Genomic DNA, 24,843 nt, shown 5'->3' with positions numbered 1-24,843 from the left:
AGCCTCGCAGGGAGAAACTTCCGTGCCGCTGAGTGTACGTCAGCCGCGCCCGGCTTACCGGCGGATCAGCAGTTCCCGCGCGCGGGCCTGGTCATCCGGTTGTAGCTCCGCGAGCAGCTCCACCTCGCCGGCGATCAGCGCGCCCACCGGCACGCCGTCGCGATAGAGCACGCGGTTGCCGCTCACTGCCGGCACCTTGCGCCCCGGCAGCAGGGTGCCAGCCAGGTTCAGCGGGTCGACCGCCGACACCACCACCCATTCGCCGCTTGCTTCCCGGCGACGCACTTCACGCAGCAGGCCGACGGCCTCGGGCAAGGCGAACTGCTCGCCGGTCAGCCCGGCGACGAAGCGCCCGCCGCGGACTTCCCCGCGCGCTTCCAGGCGGTGGTAGACCCGCAGCAGGTCGCGCCATGGCGGCAGCCAGTCGGCTTCGCGGTCGAGCAGGCGCCAGCAGACCACGCCGTAGCGGCGCAGCAAGGTCATGGCGACATGTTCCAGCACTTCCGCCGGCAACCGCTCTCCTGGTTCCAGCGTGGCGCGACGCAGCAGCGCCCAGCGCCCGGCATCGGCCATGCCGAACAGTGGCGTGCGCGAACGACGCTGCGGGTGCCGCCGAGCCGCCGGCATCAGCAGGGCGCGCAGACCGGCGAAGCTGTCGGCATTCACCCGCCCGGCCGCCACCAGTTCACCCAGCACGGTTTCCAGCTCGGTGCGCAGCAGGTGGCTGTCGCTGGCCAGCTCCTCGAAGAAGGACGCGCCGTGCTCCTTGAGCACCTCCAGCACCTTGCTGGCCTTGGCGGACAGCTCGGCACCCGCCTGCCCCGCGCTCAACGCGCTCCACTGCGCCATCTGTGCGCGGGGCAGCAGCACGATGGGCGTGCTCTTCAGCGGGCCGCCGCGGCTTTTCGCGGCCGTTCGGCCCGGCAGGCGCGCCCAGACGATGCGGCCGGCGCGGCACAGGTCATCCAGCCAGTTGATCCCGTAGTCGGCCACGCGGCTGGGCAGGATGTCGCTCTCCCAGGCACTGGCGGCGGCCTGGAAGCCTTCCAGCTGGCTGAGCACGCCGGCCAGGGATTCCGCGCCGCGCACCCGCGATCCAGCGGACACCCGCTGCCAGTCGAACAGGAAGCGCATGAAATCCGCCCGCGCCACCGGTTCGATCTCCCGGCGCAGGCGCTTGACCGTGTAGCGATGGATGCGCGCGAGCAAGTGGCGTTCGCACCACTCCTCCTCGCTCGCGCCCGGCGTGAAGCGACCGCGCAGCACGTAGCCCTCGCGTTCCAGGCTGGCCAGGGCGAAGCCGGTATCGCCGGAGGGAATCCCCAGGTCATCCGCCAGCTCGCGCAGCAGGCGCGGGCCGAAGCCGGTCAGGCGCGCCCGCACCAGTTCGACCTGCGCTTCGTCCACTGACAAGGGTTCACGCAGCTCCGCGGGCAGATCGAGCGAGGGCTTCATCGAGACCTGAGGATGCAGCGCAAGCCATTGGCTGAGCCGTTCCGCCGCCACCCAGACGGCGCCCACGGACAGCTCCAGGCGCGTCGCCCTCCCCGCTTTGGCCAGTGACTTGAGCAGGAATGGCCAGCCCTCGTTGGCCTGCGCCTCGCTTTCGCGGATGCCACCCAGACCGGTCAGCGCCTCGTGCATTTCGTCAGCGTCGCGGGCTTCGGGCCAGGCCTCGGCGCGTACCGCGTCGATGGCATCGGCATCCAGCGCGCCGAGGTCGTCGGCGCTTTCCGGGTCGGTCCAGCGCCGGCTCCGCACGGCCTGGGTGCGGCGCTCTTCCAGTGGCGCGTCATCGAGGAAGGAGTAAGGGCTGGCGGACAACACCTCCGCCGCCAGCGGCGACGGCGCCGGCAGGTCACGTGCCAACAGGGTCACCGCACCACTTTCCATGCGTCGCAACAGATCGAGCCAGCCTTCGCAGTCCATCGCTTCGTGCAGGCAGTCGTCCAGGGTCTGAGCCACCAGCGGATGATTGGGAATCTCGCGCTCGCCGACGATGTTCTCCAGGCAGGCCACCTGGTCGGGGAACACCGAGGCCAGCAGGTCCTCGCTGCGCATGCGCTGCAACTGCGGGGCGACTTTCCGCCCGCCGCTGTAGCGCGGCAAGGCCAGCGCGGTGGTGGCGTTCCAGCGCCAGCGCACACCGAACAGCGGTGCGTCGAGCAGCGCCTGGATCAGCACGTGTTCGCCGCTGTTGGAGTGCAGGTAGCGCCACACTTCGTCCAGCGGGAAGCTGTGGCTGGTGGACAGCGAGAGAATGATCGCGTCTTCCGTGGCCGCAGCCTGCAGCTCGAAGTTGAAGGTGCGGCAGAAGCGCTTGCGCAGTGCCAGGCCCCAGGCGCGGTTGATACGGCTGCCGTAAGGGGAATGGATGACCAGCTGCATGCCGCCGGATTCGTCGAAGAAGCGCTCGAGGATCAGCGTCTTCTGCGTCGGCAGCGCGCCGAGGGCGTGGCGTGCGCGGGCCAGGTACTCCACCAGCTGCCGCGCCGCCGCGTCGTTCAGGCCAAGCAGCCCCTGCAGCCAGTCGATAGCCCGTGCCAGCGGCTCAGCGTCGCTCTCGCCCTGGGCGAGCAGTTCGTCCAGTTGCCCGCGCAGGCGCGCGACGCTGGTGGACAGCTCGTCGGTGCGCCCCGGCGCCTCGCCGAGCCAGAAGGGAATGTTCGGCGGCTGGCCCTGGGCGTCTTCGACGCGCACGCGGCCCGGCTCCACACGCAGGATGCGGTAGGAGATATTGCCCAGCTGGAACACATCGCCAGCGAGGCTCTCCACCGCGAAATCCTCGTTCACCGTACCCACGCTGAGGCCCTGTGGCTCCAACAGCACGGCGTAGTCGCCGGTATCGGGGATGGTGCCGCCGGAGGTTACGGCGGTGAGCTTGGCTCCGCGCCGGCCACGCAGGCGCTGGTGTACGGCATCACGGTGCAGGTAAGCGCCGCGCTGCCCGTTGCGGCTGGTGTAGCCCTCGGCGAGGGTGCGCAGCATGGCGTCGAAGTGTTCGCGGCTCAGCTCGGCGTAGGGCTGCGCCGCGGTAAATAGCTCGAACAGCGAGTCCTCGCGCCATTCCTGGCAGGCCACTTCGGCGACTATCTGCTGAGCCAGCACGTCCAGCGGAGCGTGGGGAATGCTCAGGGCGTCCAGCTCGTTCTGCCGCACGCTGTCGAGCAATGCCACGCATTCGATCAGGTCATCCCGCGAAGTCGGGAACAACCTTCCCTTGGGCGTACCACCGACACTGTGGCCGGATCGGCCGACCCGCTGCAGGAAGGCGGCGATAGAACGCGGCGAGCCGATCTGGCAGACCAGCTCGACGTCGCCGATGTCGATGCCCAGCTCCAGCGACGCGGTGGCCACCAGCACCTTCAGTTGCCCGGCCTTGAGCCGCCGTTCGGCGCCCAGGCGAAGTTCCTTGGACAGGCTGCCGTGATGCGCCGCCACCCAGCCGGCGCCGATGCGCTCGGCCAGGTGCCGGGTGATGCGCTCGGACAGCCGTCGGGTATTGACGAAAACCAGCGTGGTGCGGTGCTCGCTGGCCAGTTCGGCGAGGCGGTCGTAGACCTTGTCCCAGACATCGTGGGACATCACCGCCTCCAGCGGCGCTGCGGGCACTTCCAGGTTCAGGTCGCGCTCGCGGCTGTAGCCGATGTCGACGATGCGGCAGCCCTGGTGACGCCCGACAAGAAAACCCGCCACTGCCTCGATGGGCTTCTGCGTGGCGGACAGGCCGATGCGCACCAGCGGCGCTTCGCACAACGCCTGCAACCGCTCCAGTGACAGCGCCAGGTGGCTGCCACGCTTGCTCGCGGCCAGCGCGTGGATTTCATCGACTATAACGCTGCGCCCCCCCGCGAGCATGGCGCGGCCAGAGTCCGAGCCGAGCAGCACGTAGAGCGATTCGGGTGTGGTGACCAGAATGTGCGGCACCTGCCGGCGCATGGCCTCGCGCTCGCTGGAGGTGGTGTCGCCGGTGCGCACCGCGGTGCGGATATCCACCTCCGGCAAGCCCATTTCCAGCAGCGCCGAGCGGATGCCGGCCAGAGGCTCCTCGAGGTTGATGCGGATGTCGTTGGACAGCGCCTTGAGCGGCGAAACGTAGATCACCGAGGTGCGATCGGGCAGCGTACCGCCGTTCGCCAACCCCTCACGGACCAGCGCATCGATGGCCGAGAGGAAGGCCGTGAGCGTCTTGCCCGAACCGGTGGGCGCCGCCACCAGGGTCGATTCGCCTGCCTGGATTGCCGGCCACGCCTCGACCTGCGCCTGCGTCGGTGCCGCGAAGTGCGCACGGAACCAGCCGGCCACCGCCGGGTGGAAGGCGGACAGCACATCGGCGCGCCTGGCGCGGGAGGAGGTTCGAGGAGCAGTCATGCAGACCAATATGGTGGTGCGCGAAGCCCGTCACAAGGACCACTGATCGCGCCTCGCCGGAGGCTGCGCCAGCCGGTACTCTTCCCCCATCCAACCGGCGGAAGTACACCGATGAGCGACCGTGATCGCGACTACTACTGGGAGCAGGTCAGGCGGCAGAACAAGCAGAAGCCACCCGAAGACCCGAAGCGCAACTGGCGGATGCTGGTGAAGCCGCTGCTATGGTTTCTCATCCCCCTGCTCCTCCTCGCCGCCGGCACTGCCCTGTGGCGCAATCCGGCCAGCCAGCTCTGGCTGCACGAGCGCTGGGTGCTGCTGCAGATTCGTCTGGGTACGACTCCTGACGGCATGCAGACGACGCCCGCCACCTCGCCCTACAGCGACAAGCCCCGCAGGCTGTCCGACTGCATCAAGCCCGGCAACGTGATCGACGATGAAGTGCACGCCTGCATGAAGGGGTATCGACCGAAGACCTGGTGACTGGCTGGCTTCGGCCCCGCCGGCGGATCGCGGGCTCCTGCGGGTCAACCTGCCAACACGGGAGCGGGTCTTGTCTGCGGCGCAATCCTCAGCTACCGGAAAGCCCCCCATGCAGCCCCTACAAACAGGCATGGTCACGCCTCGTCGTTCTGTCCCAGCCCATGCATCCGCAGCTTGTTGGCGATGGTGGTGTGCGACACCCCGAGCCGCTTGCCCAACTGCCGGCTGCTCGGGTGCTCGCGGTAGAGCCGCTCCAGCACGGCCCGCTCGAACCGGCCGACGATGGCGTCGAGCCCGCCTTCCAGGGAGAAGTCCCCCAGTGGGTGCGGCGCGCCATAGTCCGGCAGGCGGATGTGCTCGGGACGGATGGTGCCGCCTTCGCACAACGAGACCGCCTGGAACAGCGCGTTCTCCAGCTGCCGCACGTTGCCCGGCCAGTGGTAGCGGCCGAGGCGGTCCAGCGCCTGCGCAGACAGTTTGGGCAGCGAGCAGCCGATCTGCCGGCTGGCCTGGTCGAGAAAGTGCTCCACCAGCGGCTCCAGGCCGTCCAGGCATTCGCGCAGCGGCGGAATGTGCAGCGACAGCACGTTGAGCCGGTGATACAGGTCCTGGCGAAACTCGCCCTTGGTGCAGAGCTCGGACAGGTCCACCTGGGTCGCGCAGATCACCCGCACGTCCAGGTACACCTCCTCGTCGCTGCCCACGCGGCGGAAGCAGCCATCCTGCAGGAAGCGCAGCAGCTTGGCCTGCAGGCGCGGGCTCATCTCACCGACGCCATCGAGGAACAGCGTACCGCCGGCGGTCAGCTCCAGCAGGCCGAGCTTGCCTTCCGGGCGCGCGCCCTCGAAGGCACCGGGGCCGTAGCCGAACAGTTCGGTCTCGGCCATGGATTCGGGCAGGCCGGCGCAGTTCAGCGCCATGAATGGCGACTGCCCGCGCGGGCTGGCGAGGTGGCAGGCGCGGGCCAGCAGTTCCTTGCCTGTGCCGGTCTCTCCTTCGATCAGCAACGGCGCGTCGAGCGGCGCCATGCGGCGTGCCTCGCGCACCACCGCGGCCATCACCCGAGAACTCTGGAAGATGCTGTCGAAGCCACGCAGCTCCAGGCGACGCACGTTGTAGATGCGCTCGCCGACGCGGTCGGCGCGGTGCAATGTGAGCACGGCGCCAGCCAGTGCTTCGCTTTCGTCGTGTTCGGTCTGCAACGGCGCGATGTCGGCGAGGAACACATCGCCCTTCACCTTCACCCGCAGGCCGTTGATGCGGGCCTTGTTGGCCCGCACCAGTTCGGGCAGGTCGAGGTCCTCGACGTAGCGCGACAGCGGGATGCCCGGCACTTCGTCGACACGCACACCCAGCAACTGAGCGGCGGCGCGGTTGCCCGCGACGATCTGCCCGGCCATGTCGATGGACAGCACCGGGAACTCCAGCGCTGCCAGCAGCGCGTTCAGCTCCAGGTGACGGCGTTCGCTGGGCATCAGGCCGACGCGCTTGACGCCGAACACGCCAGGCACCGCTTCAAGCTTGGGCTTGAGCGACTGGAACTGCAGGTTGATGAGGTTCGGGCAGAGCAGGTAGATGGCGTTGCCCTGCTCGCCGCCGACTTCGCCACGGTTGACGTTGATGCCGTAATCGACCAGCAGGTTGAGGATGTCGCGCAGGATGCCGACGCGGTTCTGGCAGTGCACTTTGATACGCATGGCGGGCCCGTGGTTGTCGTTGTGGTGGGCAATCCGGCACGGGTATTCGCAAGGCGGCCGGAAATTACCGTCAAGAATATGTGACAGATCACCGCACCTCAAGCCATGGCCGGATGCTGGCGCCGACGATCGTAATGTTTTCTTTACGTATTGACGGACCACCGACCTGCCAGGGCAGCGCCAAGGGGGCTGTTCGCCGGCACGCATCGCGCTATTTGTGAGTCATCACAAGAACAGGCAGCTCGACGCCGGAGGCTCCATGAAGACAACGCAGTACGTGGCCCGCCAACCTGACGAAGACGGTTTCATCCACTACCCGGAAACCGAACATCAGGTCTGGAATACCCTGATCACCCGCCAGCTGAAAGTGATCGAGGGCCGCGCTTGTCAGGAATACCTGGACGGCATCGAGCAGCTCGGCCTGCCCCATGAGCGCATCCCGCAACTGGGCGAGGTCAACCAGGTGCTCCAGGCCGCCACCGGCTGGCGCGTGGCGCGGGTGCCGGCGCTGATCCCGTTCCAGACCTTCTTTGAGCTGCTGGCCAGCCAGCAATTCCCCGTCGCCACCTTCATCCGCACCCCGGAAGAGCTGGACTACCTGCAGGAGCCGGACATCTTCCACGAGATATTCGGCCACTGCCCGCTGCTCACCAATCCCTGGTTCGCCGAATTCACCCACACCTACGGCAAGCTCGGCCTGGCAGCCAGCAAGGAAGAGCGCGTGTACCTCGCCCGCCTCTACTGGATGACCATCGAGTTCGGCCTGCTGGATACCTCGCAGGGCCTGCGCATCTACGGCGGCGGCATCCTCTCCTCGCCCAGGGAGACGGTCTACAGCCTCTCCGGCGAGCCCGAGCACCAGGCCTTCAGCCCGCTGGAATGCATGCGTACGCCATACCGCATCGACATCCTGCAGCCCCTGTACTTCGTGCTTCCCGAACTCAAGCGGCTGTTCGAGCTGGCCCACGAGGACATCATGGCGCTGGTGCGCGAAGCCATGCACCTGGGCCTGCACGCGCCGAAGTTTCCGCCGAAACAGGCCGCCTGATCCGCTGCAATCGATCCCATCTGTGCCTAGGATGAGACGTGCTCGCGAGCCTAAGATGGTTCGCGAGCGCACTCCTATGCCACCCCAAGACAAGGAGAACCTTTCATGACCGCACTCACCCAAGCCCATTGCGAAGCCTGCCGCGCCGACGCCCCGAAGGTGTCCGACGAAGAGCTGGCGGTGCTGATCAAGCAGATCCCGGACTGGAACATCGAGGTCCGTGACGATCACATGGAACTGGAGCGGGTCTTCCTGTTCAAGAACTTCAGGCACGCCCTGGCCTTCACCAACGCGGTGGGCGCCATCGCCGAGGAAGAAGGCCACCACCCCGACCTGCTGACCCAGTGGGGCAAGGTCACCGTCACCTGGTGGAGCCACGAACTGAAGGGCCTGCACCGCAACGACTTCATCATGGCCGCGCGCACCGACGAGCTGGCCGCGACAGCAGAGGGACGCAAATGAACCATTTCGCCAAGGTCGCCCGCGTACCGGGCGACCCGATCCTGGGCCTGCTCGAAGCCTACCGGGCGGATCCCAACCCCGCGCGGCTCGACCTTGGCGTGGGCGTCTACAAGGACGCCCAGGGCCTCACCCCGATCCCGCGCGCGGTGAAGCTCGCCGAACAGCGCCTGGTGGATAGCGAAACCACCAAGAGCTACGTCGGCAGCCACGGTGATGCCCTGTTCGCCGCGCGCCTGTGCGAGCTGGTGCTGGGCGTCACCTCGCTGCTGCTGGCCGACTCCCGCGCCGATGCCACCCAGACACCCGGCGGCACCGGTGCCCTGCGTCTGGCGGCGGAGTTCATCGCGCACTGCCTGCCGGGCAAGAGCATCTGGCTGAGCGACCCGACCTGGCCGATCCACGAGACGCTGTTCGCCGCCGCTGGCGTGCCGATCAAGCACTACCCCTACGTCGGCGCGGACAACCGCCTCGACGCCGAAGCCATGTTCGCCATGCTGGAGAAAATCCCCCAGGGCGACGTGGTGCTGCTGCATGCCTGCTGCCACAACCCCACCGGTTTCGACCTGGATCACGGGCAATGGCAGCGCGTACTGGAGATCGTCCGTCGGCGCGAACTGCTGCCGCTGCTGGACTTCGCCTACCAGGGCCTGGGCGACGGGCTGGAAGAGGACGCCTACTCCGTGCGCCTGCTCGCCCAGAGCCTGCCGGAAGTGCTGATCACCAGTTCCTGTTCGAAGAACTTCGGCCTCTACCGCGACCGCGTCGGCGCGCTGATCGTCTGCGCCGAAAACACCGACAAGCTCACCGACATCCGCAGCCAGCTGGCGCTGTTTGCCCGCAACCTCTGGTCCACCCCCCCGGCCCATGGCGCGGAAGTGGTCGCCACCATTCTCGGCGACCCGGAACTGAAGAACCTCTGGCTGGACGAACTGGACGGCATGCGCGGCCGCATCGCCGAGCTGCGTGTCGGCCTGGTGGAAGCCTTGCGCCCCCACGGGCTGGCGGATCGTTTCGCGCACATCGCCATCCAGCGCGGCATGTTCTCCTACACCGGCCTGCAGGCGGAGCAGGTACGCATCCTGCGCGAGGAGCACAGCATCTACCTGGTGAGCAGCGGCCGCGCGAACATCGCCGGACTCGACGGTGAGCGCCTCGACCACCTGGCGGCGGCCATTGCCCGCGTCTGCCGCTGACAACGATTTCTTCCCCCTCGACCGGCCTTTGAGCCGGTCTTTTTTTGCCCAGACGCCGGAATCACCGTGCAGGAGCGCGCCATGCCCGCGATCGCTCGCATGGCGCGCTCCTGCAGATGAATTGCTTCAGTAATCGTCGCGCTTGCGGAACGCCCAGCGCCCGGCCAGGCCGGTGAAGCTGGCCACCAGCACCACGAGGATCCAGAAACCTTCCGGGTCGCCGGAGAACGGAATGCCGCCGACGTTCATACCGAAGAAGCCGGCGATGATGTTGATCGGCAGCGCCAGCACCGTGACCACGGTGAGGGTGAACAGCGTGCGGTTGCTCTGTTCGTTGATCTTCGCAGCGATCTCTTCCTGCAGCAGCTTGATGCGTTCGCCCAGCGCGGTGAGGTCGTTGATCACCAGGGAAAATTCCTCGGTCGCCTCGCGCAGCACGCGCACATCGTCCTCCGTCAGCCACATCGGCGGGCGGTTGAGCAGGCGCATCAGCGAGCCCGGCTCCAGCGCCAGCAGGCGCTGCAGGCGCACCAGCACACGGCGCATGGCGCCCAGGTCGGCGCGGCTGGCGGAGAGGCGCGAGGAAAGCAGCTGATCCTCGATGCGGTCCACGCTGATGCTGGTCTCGCGAACGATGCGGGTGAGGATTTCACCCTGGTCGCGCAACAGGTGAATCAGCAACTCCAGTGGCGAGTTGAAGCTCTCGCCGTGCTTCACCGAAGAACGCAGCGTGTCCACCGAGCGCAGCGGCTGCGCACGGGCGGTGACCAGCAGGCGACCACGGGCGCAGACCCAGAGGGTGGCGACATCCGAGGACATGCGACTGCCGAAGTCGAATACCACGTCGTTGACCACCGCCAGCAGCGCACCGTCCACATGCTCGATGCGGGTGGAGCGCGAGCCTTCACGCAGGGTCTCGAAGAAGTAGTCGGGCAGTTCCAGGTGCGACTTCATCCAGCGCTCGCAGGCCGCGTGCGCCAGGTTAAGGTGCAGCCAGAGGAATTCGTCCGCCGCACGCGGCTCCCGCAGGCATTGCAGGGCCGTTGGCGAATCGATCTCGAGCCCCGGTTGGTCGGGGCGAAAGCTGAAGCCATAAAGCAGGCCGAACAGGTCGGAGTCCTGATGGCTCTGGACGATGCTGTGGTTCATGGGACCCCGCTGAACCTGGGATATCTGACGTAGGGCGAATGACCGTTTGCGGTCATCCGCCATGGCGGATGAAGCGTTCCGCTTCATGCGCCCTACGAAAGCCGCATCGCCCTTCCGGTGTTATCAGAACCGGGTGAACGGCAGATGACAGCCAGGTGTCAGCCGAACAGTGCGGCAACGGTGCGCTCACCCAGCGCCGGGCCGACACTCATGCCCACGCCGGTATGCATCAGCACGGCGGTGATGCCGTCGGCGGCCTGCAGCACCGAGAACGGTCCCGGTCCGCGCGAGCCATAGACGCCCTGCCAGCGCTCGACGATCTCCACGCGCATACCCAGCGTGTCCTCGGCCAGTTCCAGCATCAGCCGGTCGACGAACTCGGCATTGAACGGCGCCGCGTCGCTGCCGTAGTGGTGGGAGTCGCCGATGATCAGCTCGCCATGGGGGGTCGGGCTGACCAGCAGGTGAATGCCCTGCTCTTCCAGCTCCGGCGTTTCGCGGCGGATCTGCTCGCGCACCGCTTCGGCCTCGGGCAGGTCGGAGAAGGCGCCGTAATGCACGCAGCTCAGGCCGGTGAGGATCGAATGGGAAAGACCGATGTCGACCTGCGGGCGGGCGCGCAGCATCTGCAGACGGCACACCTGCGGTTCCAGCGGTGCGATGACTTCGGCCAGCAGCGTCTGGTAGTCGTGGCCGGAGCAGACGATGACCTGCCCGGCGGTGAAGGTGCCCGCCGTGGTGCGCAGCACGCCGGTGTCGACATCACGCACCAGAGTGGAGAAGTGGAACTCAACGCCGTGCGCGCGGCGCAGGTAATCGATCAGGCTCGGCAGCGCCTCGCGGGAATACAGTTGCTGGTCGTCGAAGCCCAGCAACGCCGCGCGATGATGACGGAAGTGTCCCTGATAAAGGTCGTTCAGTTCGCTGCCGCGCAGCAGGCCCACGCGGTAGTCCAGCTCCCTGGCGCGGCCGGCGCAGAAGGCTTCCAGCAGGTGTTCCTCGGCTTCGCTGCGGGCGAACAGCAGCGAACCGTTGCGCCGCAGGGAGAACCCGGCGCCTTCCGCCCACTGCGCCCAGATCGGCCGGCTGGCGCGGGCCAGGTCTGACATCACGCCCGGCGGCTGTCCGGTGACCAGTGCCTGACCGAAGTTACGCACCGAAGCGCCCAGCGGCGTGGCGGTGCGCTCGAAGACGCGCACGGAGAGGCCGCGGCGAGCGGCGGCGTAGGCGTGGGAAAGGCCGAGGATTCCGGCGCCGACGATGGCGACGTCGCAGTGGGTGTGGGTCATGGGGATAGGTTCCTTGCGTATAAAACAAGCAGAAAAGCGCCTCTCCCAGCCCTGGCTACGCGCCCCGCTCCGAAGGGAGAGGGAACCCTCCTCTGCCGAGAAAAGTTACGAGTTCATCCTGGTATTTCAAGTGCAACTTTCGGAGCGAATGCACTTTCAGTCGCCGCGTTGTCCTGCCCTCCTGGGCTCCAGGACTGCACAACCTCGAACCGACACGCCGAACGGCCCCCTCTCCCTTCAGGGAGAGGGTTGGGGAGAGAGAGCCGCCAGCGCCGAGCCTTGGTCGAACCTTATTTCTGCGCGACCTTTTCCGACTTGCCGTCGTAGCGCTTGCGCCACTCGGCGAGGATCTCGTCGCGGTTCTTCGAGGCCCAGGCGAAGTCGTTCTTGATCAGGCGCTGTTCGTAGTCGGCCGGCAGTTCGGTCTGCGGCTTGGCGATCCCGGGCTGGGCCAGCACGGCGAAGTTTTCCTTGTACAGCTCCATGGCCTTGGGGCTGGCGGAGAAGTCGGCGAGCTTCTTCGCCGCGGCTTCATGCTGGGTGCCCTTGACGATGCCGGTGGCTTCGATTTCCCAGCCCAGGCCTTCCTTCGGCAGGACGATGTCCAGCGGCGCGCCCTGGCGCTTGAGCTGCACGGCCGGGTATTCGAAGGAGATGCCGATCGGGAATTCGCCGGCGGCGGCCAGCTTGCACGGCTTGGAACCGGAGTGGACATACTGGCCGATGTTCTCGTGCAGCGCGTCCATGTAGGCCCAGCCCTGCTTCTCGCCGAAGGTCTGCAGCCACGCGGAGACGTCGAGGAAGCCGGTGCCCGAGGAAGCCGGGTTCGGCATGACGATCTTGCCCTTGTACTCGGGCTTGGTCAGGTCCTGCCAGCTCACCGGCTTCTCCAGGCCCAGCTTCTCGGCCTCGACGGTGTTGAAGCAGATGGTCGCGGCCCAGACGTCCATGCCGACCCACGCCGGCGGGTTGGCCGGGTCGCGGTAGTTCTTGCCGATGGCGTCCAGGTGCTTGGGCGCGTACTTCTCCAGCATGCCCTGCTGGTCGAGGATGGCCAGGCTGGAGGCGGCCAGGCCCCACACGGCGTCGGCCTGCGGGCGATCCTTCTCGGCCAGCAGCTTGGCGGTGACGATGCCGGTGGAGTCGCGCACCCACTTGATCTTGATGTCCGGGTTCTCGGCTTCGAAGGCCTGCTTGTAGGCGGTCAGCTGTTCCGGTTCCAGGGCGGTGTAGACGGTCAGCTCGGTGTCGGCGGCGTGGACCTGTGCAGCGAAACCGGCAACCACGGCGGCGGCGAGGGCAAGACGTTTGAACATGTGGAGCTCCTTGGCAGTGTTGGTCTCCCGCTCGGGGCGGGTTTGTCAGGGGTTGAGCCCGGCAGCTGACCTGAAAGGGCACAGGCGCCGGGCGACAGCGTCCAGCGGTGTTACGGGTTCGCGCCCGTCCTCCAGGCCTGGGAGCGGCGCAGCAGGCCGCGCGAGGCACCGGCCAGCAGCAGCGACACGGCCGCGGAGGTGAGCAGGATCAGGGTCGACATGGCGGCGGCGCCGCCGACGTTGCCGGAGTCATCCATGTTCAGCACGGCGACGGCGGCAAGGATGGTGTCCGGGTTGTAGAGGAAGATCGCCGCCGAGACCGTGGTCATCGCCGAGACGAACAGGTAGCGGGTGATGTCCAGCAGCGCCGGCAGGCAGATCGGCACGGTGACGCGCAGGTAGTGGCGCCACAGCGGCATCTTCAGCGACAGCGCGGCGGCCTCGAACTCGCCGTCGAGCTGGCGCAGCGCGGCGGTGGCGGTCATCTGCGCGGTGGTCAGGTAGTGGGAAATGGTGCACACCACCAGCAGCGCCATGCTGCCGTAGAACACGTGCAGCGGGTTGCCTGGCAAGTTGAAGAAGAACACGTAGCCCAGGCCCAGCACGAGGCCCGGCACAGCCATCGGCACGAAGCACAGCATGCGCAGCAGTTGGCTCAGCCAGCGCTGCTCGCGGGTCTTCTCGATCAGGTAGGCACCGGTGAAGATCAGCGCGCTGCCGATGATCGCGGTGCACGCCGCCATGGTCAGACTGTTGCGGTAGGCCAGCCAGCCGCCGCCGGCAGTGGTGTTGAAGTCGTAGTGGTTCAGCGACAGCGATAGGTTGTACGGCCAGAACTTCACCAGCGAGGAGTACACAGCCATGCCCAGCACGCCCAACAGCACCGCGCTGATCAACACGACGATGGCGAGGAAGGCAGCATCGCGACGACGCGACGGCTTGGGATGGTAGACCTGCGCGCGGCCGCTCATGGCGCCGCCCTGGCGACGGCGCAGCCAGGTGTCGACGGCGAAGCTGAGCAGCGCTGGCAGCAGCAGGATCATGCCGATCTGCGCGCCACGGCCGAACTGCTGCTGGCCGACCACCGCCTTGTAGGCTTCCAGTGCCAGCACCTGGTAATCGCCGCCCACCACGACTGGCACGCCGAAGTCGGTGATGGTCAGGGTGAACACCAGGCAGAAGGCGGCGAATACGCCCTGCCGAGAAGCCGGCCAGGTGATGCTGCGGAAAGCCTTCCAGGGCCCGGCACCCATGCTAGAGGCGGCGTCGAACAGTCGGGCATCGGCCAGCGACAGCGCCGACAGCAGGATCATCAGCGCATGGGGGAAGGTGTAGATAGCCTCGCCAAGGACTATGCCCCAGAAGCCGTAGATGTTGTCCGGCAGCAGGTGGCGCAGCAGGCCCTGGTTGCCGAACAGGTAGATCAGCGCGATGCCCGGCAGCATCGACGGCGCCAGCAACGGTAGCAGGGAGATCCCGCGCCACAGCCCCTTGGCCGGGATCAGCGTACGCTGCAGCGCGTAGGCGAACAGGTAGGCCGCCGGCACGACGATGCACGCCACGCTCAACGAAACCTTCAGACTGTTGCCCAGCAACCAGTGAAAATTGTCGCTGCGCAGCAGTTCGCCCATGGCCGCCAGGCCGCCGCCCTGTCCCGCTTCGCCGCTGAAGCCACGCCAGAAGATGGCCAGCAGCGGCATCAGCACCGCGAGGGTGAGCAGGAGCAGCAGCAAGTACTTGCCGCCGCGGACGAACAGGCGATCCCCCAGATCGCCGCGAATCTTGCCGGCCGACAGCGCCGGGCTGTGTTTCACCACGGCGTCCATCTCAGGCGAACACCTGCAGGCTGCGGGGCGGCAGCGACACCCAGATGTCCGGGGTGCCCAGGCGCGGCATGTCCTCAGGCGCCAGCTCGGCGAGCAGCGCGTGGCCCGGCAGCTGTTCCAGCTCGAAGCTCATGCGGCAGCGGTTGCCAAGGAAGGTGATCTCGCGGACCTGCGCGCGGAACAGGTTTTCCTGGTGTACGGCGGGGTTCACGCTGATCGCTTCCGGGCGGCAGAACAACCGGCCCGAAGCACTCGGTGCCTGGCAGTGCAGGCGCAGGTTGAGGCTGCCGACCCGTGCGTGACCGTCACTGCCACGCTCGAAGGGCAGCCAGTTGCCCTGGCCGACGAACTCGGCGACGAAGGGCGTGCTCGGGCTGCTGTAGATCTCCTGGGCTGTGCCGTACTGCTCGATGCGCCCGTGGTTCATCACCGCGATGCGGTCGGCCATCAGCATGGCCTCGTCCTGGTTGTGGGTGACCATCACGGTGGTGATGCCCAGGCTCTTCTGCAACTGGCGCAGCTCGCCGCACAAGTGTTCGCGGACGCGGGCGTCCAGCGCCGACATCGGCTCGTCGAGCAGCAGCAGCGAGGGGCTCGGCGCCAGCGCGCGGGCCATGGCGACGCGCTGCTGCTGGCCGCCGGAGAGCTGGCCGGGGTACTTCTTCTCGCTGCCGGTGAGGCCGACCAGTTCGAGCATCTCGGCAACGCGGCGGCGCGCTTCATCCTTCGAAGCGTTGGTCAGACCATAGGAGATGTTCTGCTCGACCGTGAGGTTGGGAAACAGCGCGTAGGACTGGAACAGAATGCCGTAGTCCCGCGCCTGCGGCGGCAGGTTCGAGACATCGCGCGAGCCCAGGTGCAAGGTCCCCTCGTCCTGCTGCTCCAGCCCGGCAATGCAGCGCAGAAGGGTGGTCTTGCCGCAGCCGGAAGGGCCGAGCAGGCACACCAGCTCACCGGCCTTGACCTCCAGCGACACGCCGTCGAGGGCGACGAACTGGCCGAAGCGCTTGCGGATGTGACGCACGCTGAGCGGCGTGCCGGCGATGGTGGGATGCATGGCGGTACCTCGTTTTCTTGTGGTCCACGCCGCGTGAGCCGTGACGTGAAGGAACGAGGTCCATGCTAGGGAGCGATTGCGACGGCACTATTGCTAAAAGGCCAAGTGCGCCGATAGATCCATAGGCAGATTTGGGTATAGGGGCGAAGTTTTTTGGGAAGTGCCGTGTAGAGCGGTCAAACGTAGGGCGGATAACCCGGAACGGGTTATCCGCCAATACCCATGTGGCGGATAACGCTGGCGCGTTATTCGCCCTACGAACTACCACCTTGCCCGGCGCCCTGCCGTCCCTGCCGGTGAACGCTTAGTAGGATGGTGTAGAGCGCAGCGATACCCATGCTGACGGCACACGGAAATTGATGGGTATCGCTTCGCTCCACACCATCCTGCGTTCGTGCGTCGCTCTGACTTCGGTGGGGAGGGAAACTCTGATCGCGGGCATGGCCCGCTCCTACACGGGAATCGGTTCTACGCCTGCGCCAACGCCAGAAACGCACTCGGCAAGCGCGCCTGCCGCCGGTCCTTCAGGCAATACAGGTACTCGTCGATCAGGCTGGCGCCCTTGATCTCAAGCACGCACAAGTGCGGGTTATCCGGCACTTCCTGGCGGGCGATGATGCTCACGCCCAGGTTGCGGATCACGGCCTCGCGGATCGATTCGCGGCTGCCGATCTCCAGCATCGAGGCCGGCGTTACCCCCGCCTGCTGCAACATCGCTTCGGTCAGCTGGCGGGTGGTAGAACCCGCCTCGCGCATCAGCAGGCAATGGCTGCGCAAGTCGCCCAGACTCACCGATTGCAGCGCCGCCAGCGGGTGGCTGCGGTGCACCGCCAGCACCAGTGGATCGCTGCCCAGCACCACGCGGGTCAGGCGCGCGTCGTCCACCTGCTGCGAGGAGGCCGCCAGGTCCACCCGGCATTCGATCAGCGATTCGAGCACCTGCTGGGAGTTGCCGATCTCCACCGACACTTCGATCTGCGGGAAGCGCTCGCGGAAGTTCTTGATCAGCCCGAGCACGTAATAAGGAGAGGTGGCGCCGATGCGCAGCGCACCCTGCATCTGCCCACAGTTGCGCAGGTAGAACTCGATGTCGGCTTCCTGCTGCAACAGCGCCTCGACCATCGGTAGCAGGCGCGCGCCCTCGTCGCTCAGGGTCAGGCGACGGCCGCCGCGATAGAACAGCTCCACCGCGTACTGGCTTTCCAGGTTGCGTATCTGCGTGGTCACGGTCGGCTGGCTGAGGCCGAGTTTCTTCGCCGCCTGGGTGATGCTGCCCAACTTCGCCACCCGGTAGAACGCCTTCAATTCCGCGCTCAGCATCGACCGATCCGCCTTCTCGAAAAATTCATCAACATTTTTTCTCGACGCTGCCGGCAAACCGGCGCCGGCCCACTGACGACGCGGCCTGCAGCCAGGCGACAAAACACCCAAAAAGGTCAATGTACCTGACCTGTATCACTGGCAACACCAGTTGTCGCTGGACAGCCCGGACTTGAGCGACTTTCATTGCCCTTGGAAAAATCCCACACGGAAAACCGAAGGCGGCCCCACAAGGGTGCGCCCAAGGAGCAATTGATGAAGTACAAAGTCACCATGGTTTTCGGAACCCGTCCGGAAGCCATCAAGATGGCCCCCCTCGCCCGCGTCCTCCGCCGTACCCCGGAAATCGAGCTGCGCATCTGCTCCACTGGCCAGCATCGCGAGATGCTACAGCAAGTGCTGAACTCCTTCGAACTCGAGGTGGATGAAGACCTCGACGTCATGACCCAGGGCCAGACGCTGAACAGCCTGTCCCTGCAGATGATGGGCAAGCTGGACGACAGCTACGACCGCCATCGCCCGGACATCGTGCTGGTCCACGGCGACACCACCACCAGCTTCATTGCCGCCCTCACCGCCTTCCACCGGCAGATCCCGGTCGGCCATGTCGAGGCCGGCCTGCGCACCGGCAACATCCATCAGCCCTGGCCGGAAGAAGCCAACCGCCGCCTCACGGCAGTGATCGCCGACCTGCACTTCCCGCCGACCAAGGCCTCGCGCGACAACCTGCTGCGCGAAGGGGTGAACATCGACCAGATCGAAGTCACCGGCAACACGGTGATCGACGCCCTGCTGTGGATGCGCGAGCACCTGCACGAGACCGGCTGGAAACCCGCCATCGACTCCCCCCTGGCCAAATTCACCGGGGACCGCCGGGTGGTACTGATCACCGGCCACCGCCGGGAAAACTTCGGCAAGGGTTTCGAGCGCATCTGCCTGGCCCTGGCCGAGCTTGGCCAGCGCTTCCCCGATGTGGACTTCGTCTACCCGGTGCACCTCAACCCGCAGGTGCAGAACGCCGTCTACGGCCTGCTCTCGGACAAGCCGAACATCCATCTGATCGCTCCGCAGGACTACCAGCACTTCGTCTGGCTGATGGACCGCGCGCACATCATCCTCACCGACTCGGGCGGCATCCAGGAAGAGGCCCCGGCGCTGGGTAAACCACTGCTGGTGTTGCGCCGTGTCACCGAGCGCCCGGCCGTGCTGGAAGGCGGCACCGTGGTGCTGGTGGGGACCAACACCGGGCGCATCGTCAGCGAAGCCAGCCACCTGCTGCGCGACGAGGAAGTCTACGAGCAGATGAGCCGGGTATTCAGCCCCTACGGCGACGGCCATGCCAGCGAGAAGATCGTCGCCCGGCTGCTCTCCTGGTTCGGTGAATCACGTACGCCAAGCGAGTTCGAATGAGCCTCGAACTGGTCGATATCCTCACCTACGTTCTCTATGCCCTGAAGTACCTGGCGATCATCCTCGCCGCGCTGATGTTCCTGCTCGGCCTGGATGACCTGTTCATCGACCTGGTGTACTGGGGCCGGGTACTGGTGCGCCGCTTCCGTATCTACAACCGCTTCGACCGGGCCGACGAGGAACGCCTCTTCGCCGCTCCGGAGAAGCCGCTGGCGATCATGGTGCCGGCCTGGAACGAGGTCGGCGTGGTGGGCGAGATGGCCCGCCTGGCCGCCTCTACCCTGGACTACGAGAACTACCAGATCTTCGTCGGCACCTACCCCAACGATCCACAGACCCAGGCGGACGTGGACGCGGTGTGCCTGCACTACCCCAACGTGCACAAGGTGGTCTGCGCGCGTCCCGGCCCCACCAGCAAGGCCGACTGCCTGAACAACATCATCGACGCCATTCTGCGCTTCGAGGCCGATGCCCGCATCGAATTCTCCGGCTTCATCCTGCATGACGCCGAAGACGTCATCTCGCCGCTGGAACTGCGCCTGTTCAACTACCTGCTGCCGGCCAAGGACCTGATCCAGATCCCGGTCTACCCCTACGCCCCGGAATGGACCGGCTTCACCGCCGGCCACTACGTCGACGAGTTCGCCGAGAACCACGGCAAGGATGTGCCGGTGCGCGAGGCGCTGACCGGCCAGGTACCCAGCGCCGGCGTCGGCACCTGCTTCAGCCGCCGCGCCATCGCCGCGCTGCTCGAAGACGGCGATGGCATCGCCTTCGATGTGCAGAGTCTCACCGAGGATTACGACATCGGCTTCCGCCTCAAGCAAAAGGGCATGAAGTGCATCTTCGCCCGCTACTCCATCACCGACCCGCAGCTGGCGCTCAAGAGCGACTGGGTGCCGGGCATGGACCGGCGCTTCTCCCAGGTCATCTGCGTGCGCGAACACTTCCCGCGCACCTGGCAGCACGCCATCCGGCAGAAATCCCGGTGGATTACCGGGATCGTCTTCCAGGGCACGCGCAACCTGGGCTGGAGCAGCAAGACCATGCTCAACTACTTCCTCTGGCGCGACCGCCGGGGGCTGATCGCCTACCTGCTGAGCTTCCTGGTCAACCTGCTGTTCCTGGTGCTGATCACCATGTGGCTGATCACCAGCCTGTCGCCCAACGCCTGGCGCTTCCCGTCGATCCTCGAAGGCAGCCAGTTGCTGGTGGTGCTGCTGTTCCTCAACGGCCTGATGCTGCTCAACCGGCTGTTCCAGCGCTTCTGGTTCGTCACTCGTTTCTACGGCATCTTCGAGGGGCTGCTGTCGGCGCCGCGGATGATGTGGAGCAACTTCGTCAACTTCTTCGCCAACCTGCGCGCGCTCAAGCAGGTGATGGAGATGGGCGATTCACGCCGGGTCGCCTGGGACAAGACCACCCATGAATTCCCCGCCCTCGCCGGCCCGCAGCGCACGCCACTGGGCCAGCGCCTGGTCGCGCAGAGCCTGATCACCGAAGAGCAGCTGCAATCGGCACTGACCAGCCCGGTCCGTCGCCGCCTGGGCCGCGAGTTGCTGCTGCGCGAACTGATCACCAGCACCCAGCTGGTCGAAACCCTGGCCGAAGAGCTGGGCGAGGAATGGGCGCCGCTCAACCCCTTCACCCTCGACGAGAAGCTCATCGAAGCGCTGCCGCGCAAGCTCGCGCTGCGCTATGCGGTACTGCCGGTGGCCCTCGAGGGCGACACCCTAGTGCTGGCCAGCGAGCAGCAGATCAGCCAGGTGTCCCTCGGCGCCATCAGCCGCCAGCTCAAGCGCCCGGTGCGCGGTCGCCTGGCTCCCCAGGGACGCGTCACCCTCGGCTTGCGCCACTGGTACGGAGGCCGCAACCAGACTGACGAAACCCGCGCCATCATCGACGCACTCCGTCAGCGCCAGGGCGACGAGTCGCTGATGGAACGCTTGTGCGGGCACGTGGTGATGTTCGGCACCCTGCTACAGGTACGCGGGATGGTCCCGCCAAGCCTGTTCAATCAGGCCCTGATCGATTTCGATCCCGAGCAGGACTCCCTCGGCGAACACCTGATCAAGCGCGGCATGATCACCCAGCAGGTGCTCGAGGAAGCGCTCAAGGAACAGGCCAGCGAACAGCACGAGGCCTATCGCATTGCCCGGGAGGCCGAGTGAAACCGCAACAACCCCTGCTTTACGGCCTGATCCTGGCCAGCATCGCCGCCCCGCTGGCGCAGGCCGCCGATGACCAGCTCACGGAGTTCCAGCGTTTCCGCAGCTTCCCCTACCTCGACAAGGGCTACAAGGAAGCGAAGAAGAGCAACTGGGCGGAAGTCGAACGCCTGATGCGCCACCTGCTCGACCGCGTTCCGAACAACACCGAGGCGCGCTCCCTGCTGATCCAGTCCCTGGCCAAGCAGCAGCGTTTCGACGACGCCGAGAAGGAAGCCCAGGCACTGGCCGGCACCGATGCCGGCGCGCAGGCCCTGACCGAATTGCGCCTGGACCTGATCGAGAACGGCCCGCCCCCCGAAGCCCAGATCAACCAGTGGCTGGCCCACACCAGCAACGCCAACGAGCGTGTGCGCCTGTGGCAGGCCTACAGCCTCAAGCTCGGCCAGACCCAGGGTGCCGCCAAGGCGCTGGAATGGCTCAGTACCGTACCGCCGGGCAGCGATGGCCGCGTGCTGCGCGAGGCCCGCGCCAACTGGGCCGAACAACTGCGTGACTGGGACACCACCATCGCCCAGCTGGCTCCGCTGGCCGCCGCTCACCAACTCTCCGCCGATGACTGGCGCCGCCTGGCCAACGCCTACGCCCAGCGCCTGGAAGAAAAGCCGCTGGAGGAGCTGATCCAGCAGGCGCCCGACGCCAACGCCGCGCGCCAGGCAAGGCTGGCGATCATCGACCGCGCCATCGCCGTCGAGCAGACCGAAGTGGCCAAGCGCTGGTTGCTCACCCTGCCGGAACAGGACCGCAACGACCCGACACGCCAGGCGCAACTGCTGGAGGTCGCCCGCGACAGCGCTGACGCCCCGCTGGTGACCAAGCTCAGTGACCAGCAGAACCGTCCCTGCCTGGAAACCACCGAATGGCTGTCGCGCCACGACCAGGCGGAGGCATTGGCGAAGCTGCAGCAGTGCAAGCCGGCTGACGATCCGAAGACCTGGCTGGTGCTGGCCCAGCGCCTGGACGCCACCGACCTGCTGGAGAACACCCGGCTGCCCGAACCCTGGGACACCGCCCGGCGCGACCAACTGGTGGACTCCTGGCGGCGCCAAGGGCGCACCGATCTGGCTCTGGCCTGGCTATCGCGCCAGCCACAGACGCCCGACACGGTGCGCCAGCGCGCCGAGCTACTGCAGGCCCGCGGCCGCACCGGCGAAGCGGCGGCACTGTGGGAGCAGCGCTATCGCCAGACCGGTGACCTCAAGGCGCTGGATCAGGCCAGCTACCTCGCCCTCAACGCCGGGCGCACCGAGCGCGCCAAGCAACTGCTGGAGAGCGCCTACGACCGCCGCGGCGGCAACCTGCCGCCCACGCTGCTGCAGCGCCTGGCCGGCATCCACGCACGCAGTGACACGCCTCTGGACGTCGCGCGCATCGAAGCCCTGTTGCCCAAAGCCGACCCGGTCTCGCGCGGCTACCTGCTCGGCCGCCTCGCCGAAGCCGGGCGCTGCGACGCCCTGCAACGCTACCTGAGCCCGAACTCCAACACCCCCGGCGAGCTGCGCGCCCTCGGCCGCTGTTCCATGCCCGCGCGGCCCGGCGAAGCGGTGGTCTACTACCAGGCCGCGATCGCCCACGGCGACAAGCAAAGCCAGCTGCCACTGGCCTATGCGCTGGAAGCCGCCGGCGATCCGGCCGGTGCGCTGCGCATCTTCAACGCCCTGCCCGCCAGCGAACTCAACGACAACGCCCGTCTCACCGCCAGCCGCGCCGCGTTGCTCACCAACGACAATGCCGGCGCCGAGCGCTACTGGCAGCAGGCGAAGAAAGGCAGCGCGGACGACTGGGCACTGGGCGCCAACATCGCCGACGCCCGCGGCGATTACCCCGAAGCCCTTTCGCGGCACCGCGAGGCCCTGCAGCACCAGCCCAACGGCCAGCACTTCTACAACGCCGCCGGCAGTGCACAGAAGGCCGGGGACACGCAGCAGAGCAAACTCTGGCTGGCCGAGGCGGTACGCCGCGAACCGAACAATCCGCGCTTCCGTGCCGACTACGGCATGCGCCTGGCCGGCACCGACACCCCGGAAGAACGCCGCACCGCGATCCCCTACCTGGAGCGCGCCACCCGCGATTACCCCGAGGACTTCCGCCTGGGCGAAACCCTCGCCTGGCGCTATGACGAAGCCGAGGACAGCTTCGCCGCCCGCCGCGAGCTGCGCCGGGTGATCGATCTGGAACAGGACCCGGTCGCCGCCGATGACGAGTACGGCAGCCTCGAAGCCCGCCGCTTCCGCCAGCGCCGCGCACACCAGGTCATGTCCCAGCGCGACAACCTGACCATCGCCAGCACCTGGTCGCCTGCCGGCGTCACCACGGTGCCGATCCTCAATGGCGACAACCAGACCGGCAACCGCCGCCGCGCGCAATCGCAGAACCTGCAGACCTTCATCTGGGACCACGCCCTGGGCGAGGAGCCGACCCGCAACGGCAGCACCCTCTCGGTCTACGGCCGGGCGATCGCCGGCAACGAAGGACGCAAGCAGTACACCCAGACCCTCGCCGCCGGTTTCGGCCTGCGCTACAAGCCCTTCGGCGACTACAACCTCAACCTCTACAGCGAGCTGTACAAGCAGAATACGGTGAACGACGACGGCGATTCCGACTACGCCTTCGACGGCATCCGTCTGCACGAGATTGGCACCCCCGAGAAGTTCGAGCGCTACGTGCGCCAGCGCGACAAGTACGGCCAGACCTCCACCGACTTCCTGCTGCGCGCCACCGCCTCCTTCCTCGACCAGGGCGAGTACCGCAACGACTGGCGCGTGGACGAGAGTGACTGGGACGAGCGCTTCCTCTACACCGACTTCGCCTGGTGGACCCACGCTGGCGACCATCAGTGGGTCTCGCGCTACCAGCAGGGCCACACCTGGAAGCTGCCGGTGGACTCGCCGCAGACGATCATGCCGTACGGCTTTGCCGAGTTCTCCGCGCAGGACCCGAGCAACGACTGGCGCCAGGACCTGCGCAGCGGCGTCGGCCTGCGCTGGCAGTACTGGTATGGCGAGGACCGCTACAACGCGTACCGCGCTCACGTCACCGTGCGCACCGAGTACCAACTGGGCATGGCGGGCAATCTCTATGAACAGGCCAACGGCTGGCTGGTGGGACTCGAGGTGAACTTCTGATGCGACGTCTGATTTTCACCCTGGCCCTGCTGTGTTCCACCGCGGCGCACGCCGATGAGCGCCTGTTCTACCAGCCGCTGAATGTCGATGCAGCGCTGAGCGACGCGCAGTGGCAGCAGATCTGGCGCGCCAGCGCGGCCCAGGGTACGAAGACCCTGATCGTGCAATGGACCGCCTATGGCGACTCCGACTTCGGCGGTGCCAACGGCTGGCTCGCGCGCTCCCTGAAAAGCGCCCACGACAATGGCCTGCAACTGGTCCTCGGGCTGTACATGGACCCAGCCTACTACCAGCGCCAGAGCGAGTTGGACACGCCCGGCCTGGAAGCCTACTGGCAGCATCAGCTGGGCCGCTCTCTGGCGCAGCAACGGCAGGTGGGCGAGCAGTGGAAACTGCCCGTCGCCGCCTGGTACCTGCCGATGGAACTGGACGACTGGCACTTCCAGGCCGTCGAACGCCGCCAGGCCTTGCAGCATCAGCTTAAGCACTTTGCCGGGCAGTTGAAGGCACCGCTGCAACTGAGCGCCTTCTCTGGTGGCAAGCTGGCGCCGCAGGTATACGGCGACTGGCTGGGGCAGATCGCCGGGCTCGGCGTGCAGGTCTGGTGGCAGGACGGTGCCGGCACTGGCGCGCTGCCCGAGCGCGTGCGCCAGGCTTACGCCGCCGCCCTGCCCTGCCCGGTCGGCATCGTCCGCGAAGCCTTCCGCCAGACCAGTGCCGCCGGCCAGCCTTTCCATGCCGAACCTGCCTCGCCTTCCAGCGCGTCCACCGGCTGCCACGCCAGCGCCGTGTTCGAGGTGCGCTACCGGCCCTGGGGCAAGGCGCTGCTGGACAACCAGCGCGCGCATCCCAGCACCTCCGCAACGCCCTGA

16 protein-coding genes are annotated in these 24,843 nt (G+C 66.9%); 8 read left to right on the top strand and 8 right to left on the bottom strand.

Annotation, left to right across the window (positions count from 1 at the left end; all coding sequences use genetic code 11):
- Positions 1-54 precede the first annotated feature (54 nt).
- The gene (locus tag IB275_RS08705; RefSeq protein ID WP_192289203.1) at positions 55-4,371 is read right to left on the bottom strand and encodes a DEAD/DEAH box helicase; all 4,317 of its coding nucleotides are present in this window, start codon (positions 4,369-4,371) and stop codon (positions 55-57) included.
- Positions 4,372-4,482: 111 nt separating this feature from the next.
- Between IB275_RS08705 and IB275_RS08700 the strand changes: the two genes are divergently transcribed.
- Positions 4,483-4,851: a hypothetical protein gene (locus tag IB275_RS08700; RefSeq protein WP_192289205.1), complete on the top strand. Its 369-nt coding sequence runs from the start codon at positions 4,483-4,485 to the stop codon at positions 4,849-4,851.
- A gap of 134 nt (positions 4,852-4,985) precedes the next feature.
- Here the strand turns inward: IB275_RS08700 and IB275_RS08695 are convergent, their stop codons facing one another.
- Positions 4,986-6,548 carry a sigma-54-dependent transcriptional regulator gene (locus IB275_RS08695; RefSeq protein WP_192289207.1) on the bottom strand — a complete coding sequence of 521 codons (1,563 nt, stop codon included), beginning with the start codon at positions 6,546-6,548 and terminating at the stop codon, positions 4,986-4,988.
- Between the two features lie 259 nt (positions 6,549-6,807).
- Here IB275_RS08695 and phhA point away from each other — a divergent pair, with 259 nt between their 5' ends.
- The 3 genes from phhA (at position 6,808) to IB275_RS08680 (ending at position 9,251) form a co-directional block, all read left to right on the top strand.
- On the top strand, positions 6,808-7,596 hold the full coding sequence (gene phhA / locus IB275_RS08690) for a phenylalanine 4-monooxygenase (protein ID WP_192289209.1): 789 nt from the start codon (positions 6,808-6,810) through the stop codon (positions 7,594-7,596).
- Between the two features lie 105 nt (positions 7,597-7,701).
- Positions 7,702-8,058 (top strand): 4a-hydroxytetrahydrobiopterin dehydratase, encoded by a 357-nt coding sequence (locus IB275_RS08685; protein WP_081518008.1) that lies wholly within the window; start codon positions 7,702-7,704, stop codon positions 8,056-8,058.
- Complete coding sequence (locus IB275_RS08680) at positions 8,055-9,251, top strand: amino acid aminotransferase (RefSeq protein WP_192289211.1); 1,197 nt, start codon at positions 8,055-8,057, stop codon at positions 9,249-9,251. Before IB275_RS08685 ends, IB275_RS08680 begins: the two co-directional genes overlap by 4 nt.
- Positions 9,252-9,377: 126 nt before the next feature.
- Here IB275_RS08680 and IB275_RS08675 read toward each other — a convergent pair whose 3' ends face one another.
- The 6 genes from IB275_RS08675 to IB275_RS08650 all read right to left on the bottom strand — a co-directional run bounded on the left by IB275_RS08675 (position 9,378) and on the right by IB275_RS08650 (position 17,208).
- Positions 9,378-10,400 carry a transporter gene (locus IB275_RS08675; protein ID WP_192289213.1) on the bottom strand — a complete coding sequence of 341 codons (1,023 nt, stop codon included), beginning with the start codon at positions 10,398-10,400 and terminating at the stop codon, positions 9,378-9,380.
- 158 nt (positions 10,401-10,558) lie between these two features.
- Complete coding sequence (locus tag IB275_RS08670) at positions 10,559-11,689, bottom strand: TIGR03364 family FAD-dependent oxidoreductase (RefSeq protein ID WP_192289215.1); 1,131 nt, start codon at positions 11,687-11,689, stop codon at positions 10,559-10,561.
- A 290-nt stretch (positions 11,690-11,979) separates the two neighbouring features.
- Positions 11,980-13,005 carry a putative 2-aminoethylphosphonate ABC transporter substrate-binding protein gene (locus IB275_RS08665; protein ID WP_037012373.1) on the bottom strand — a complete coding sequence of 342 codons (1,026 nt, stop codon included), beginning with the start codon at positions 13,003-13,005 and terminating at the stop codon, positions 11,980-11,982.
- 110 nt (positions 13,006-13,115) lie between these two features.
- Complete coding sequence (locus tag IB275_RS08660) at positions 13,116-14,831, bottom strand: putative 2-aminoethylphosphonate ABC transporter permease subunit (RefSeq protein WP_192289218.1); 1,716 nt, start codon at positions 14,829-14,831, stop codon at positions 13,116-13,118.
- Position 14,832: 1 nt separating this feature from the next.
- Positions 14,833-15,888 (bottom strand): putative 2-aminoethylphosphonate ABC transporter ATP-binding protein, encoded by a 1,056-nt coding sequence (locus IB275_RS08655; RefSeq protein WP_192289220.1) that lies wholly within the window; start codon positions 15,886-15,888, stop codon positions 14,833-14,835.
- A 468-nt stretch (positions 15,889-16,356) separates the two neighbouring features.
- On the bottom strand, positions 16,357-17,208 hold the full coding sequence (locus IB275_RS08650; RefSeq protein WP_192289222.1) for a LysR family transcriptional regulator: 852 nt from the start codon (positions 17,206-17,208) through the stop codon (positions 16,357-16,359).
- Positions 17,209-17,463: 255 nt separating this feature from the next.
- Between IB275_RS08650 and wecB the strand changes: the two genes are divergently transcribed.
- Genes wecB through IB275_RS08630 form a run of 4 tightly spaced genes read left to right on the top strand, consistent with a single transcriptional unit; the run spans position 17,464 to position 24,843 of the window.
- A complete protein-coding gene (wecB, locus tag IB275_RS08645; RefSeq protein WP_192289224.1) occupies positions 17,464-18,618 on the top strand; it encodes a non-hydrolyzing UDP-N-acetylglucosamine 2-epimerase in 1,155 nt (384 codons plus the stop codon).
- The gene (gene nfrB, locus IB275_RS08640) at positions 18,615-20,789 is read left to right on the top strand and encodes a cyclic di-3',5'-guanylate-activated glycosyltransferase NfrB (RefSeq protein ID WP_192289226.1); all 2,175 of its coding nucleotides are present in this window, start codon (positions 18,615-18,617) and stop codon (positions 20,787-20,789) included. The genes wecB and nfrB overlap by 4 nt, the downstream gene beginning before the upstream one ends.
- Complete coding sequence (locus IB275_RS08635) at positions 20,786-23,971, top strand: NfrA family protein (RefSeq protein ID WP_192289228.1); 3,186 nt, start codon at positions 20,786-20,788, stop codon at positions 23,969-23,971. Before nfrB ends, IB275_RS08635 begins: the two co-directional genes overlap by 4 nt.
- On the top strand, positions 23,971-24,843 hold the full coding sequence (locus IB275_RS08630; protein WP_192289230.1) for a DUF4434 family protein: 873 nt from the start codon (positions 23,971-23,973) through the stop codon (positions 24,841-24,843). The genes IB275_RS08635 and IB275_RS08630 overlap by 1 nt, the downstream gene beginning before the upstream one ends.

Origin of the sequence: Pseudomonas sp. PDM21, from assembly GCF_014852505.2 — a bacterium.
Classification (GTDB): domain Bacteria; phylum Pseudomonadota; class Gammaproteobacteria; order Pseudomonadales; family Pseudomonadaceae; genus Pseudomonas.
This window is presented reverse-complemented; position numbering and strand designations above follow the sequence as displayed.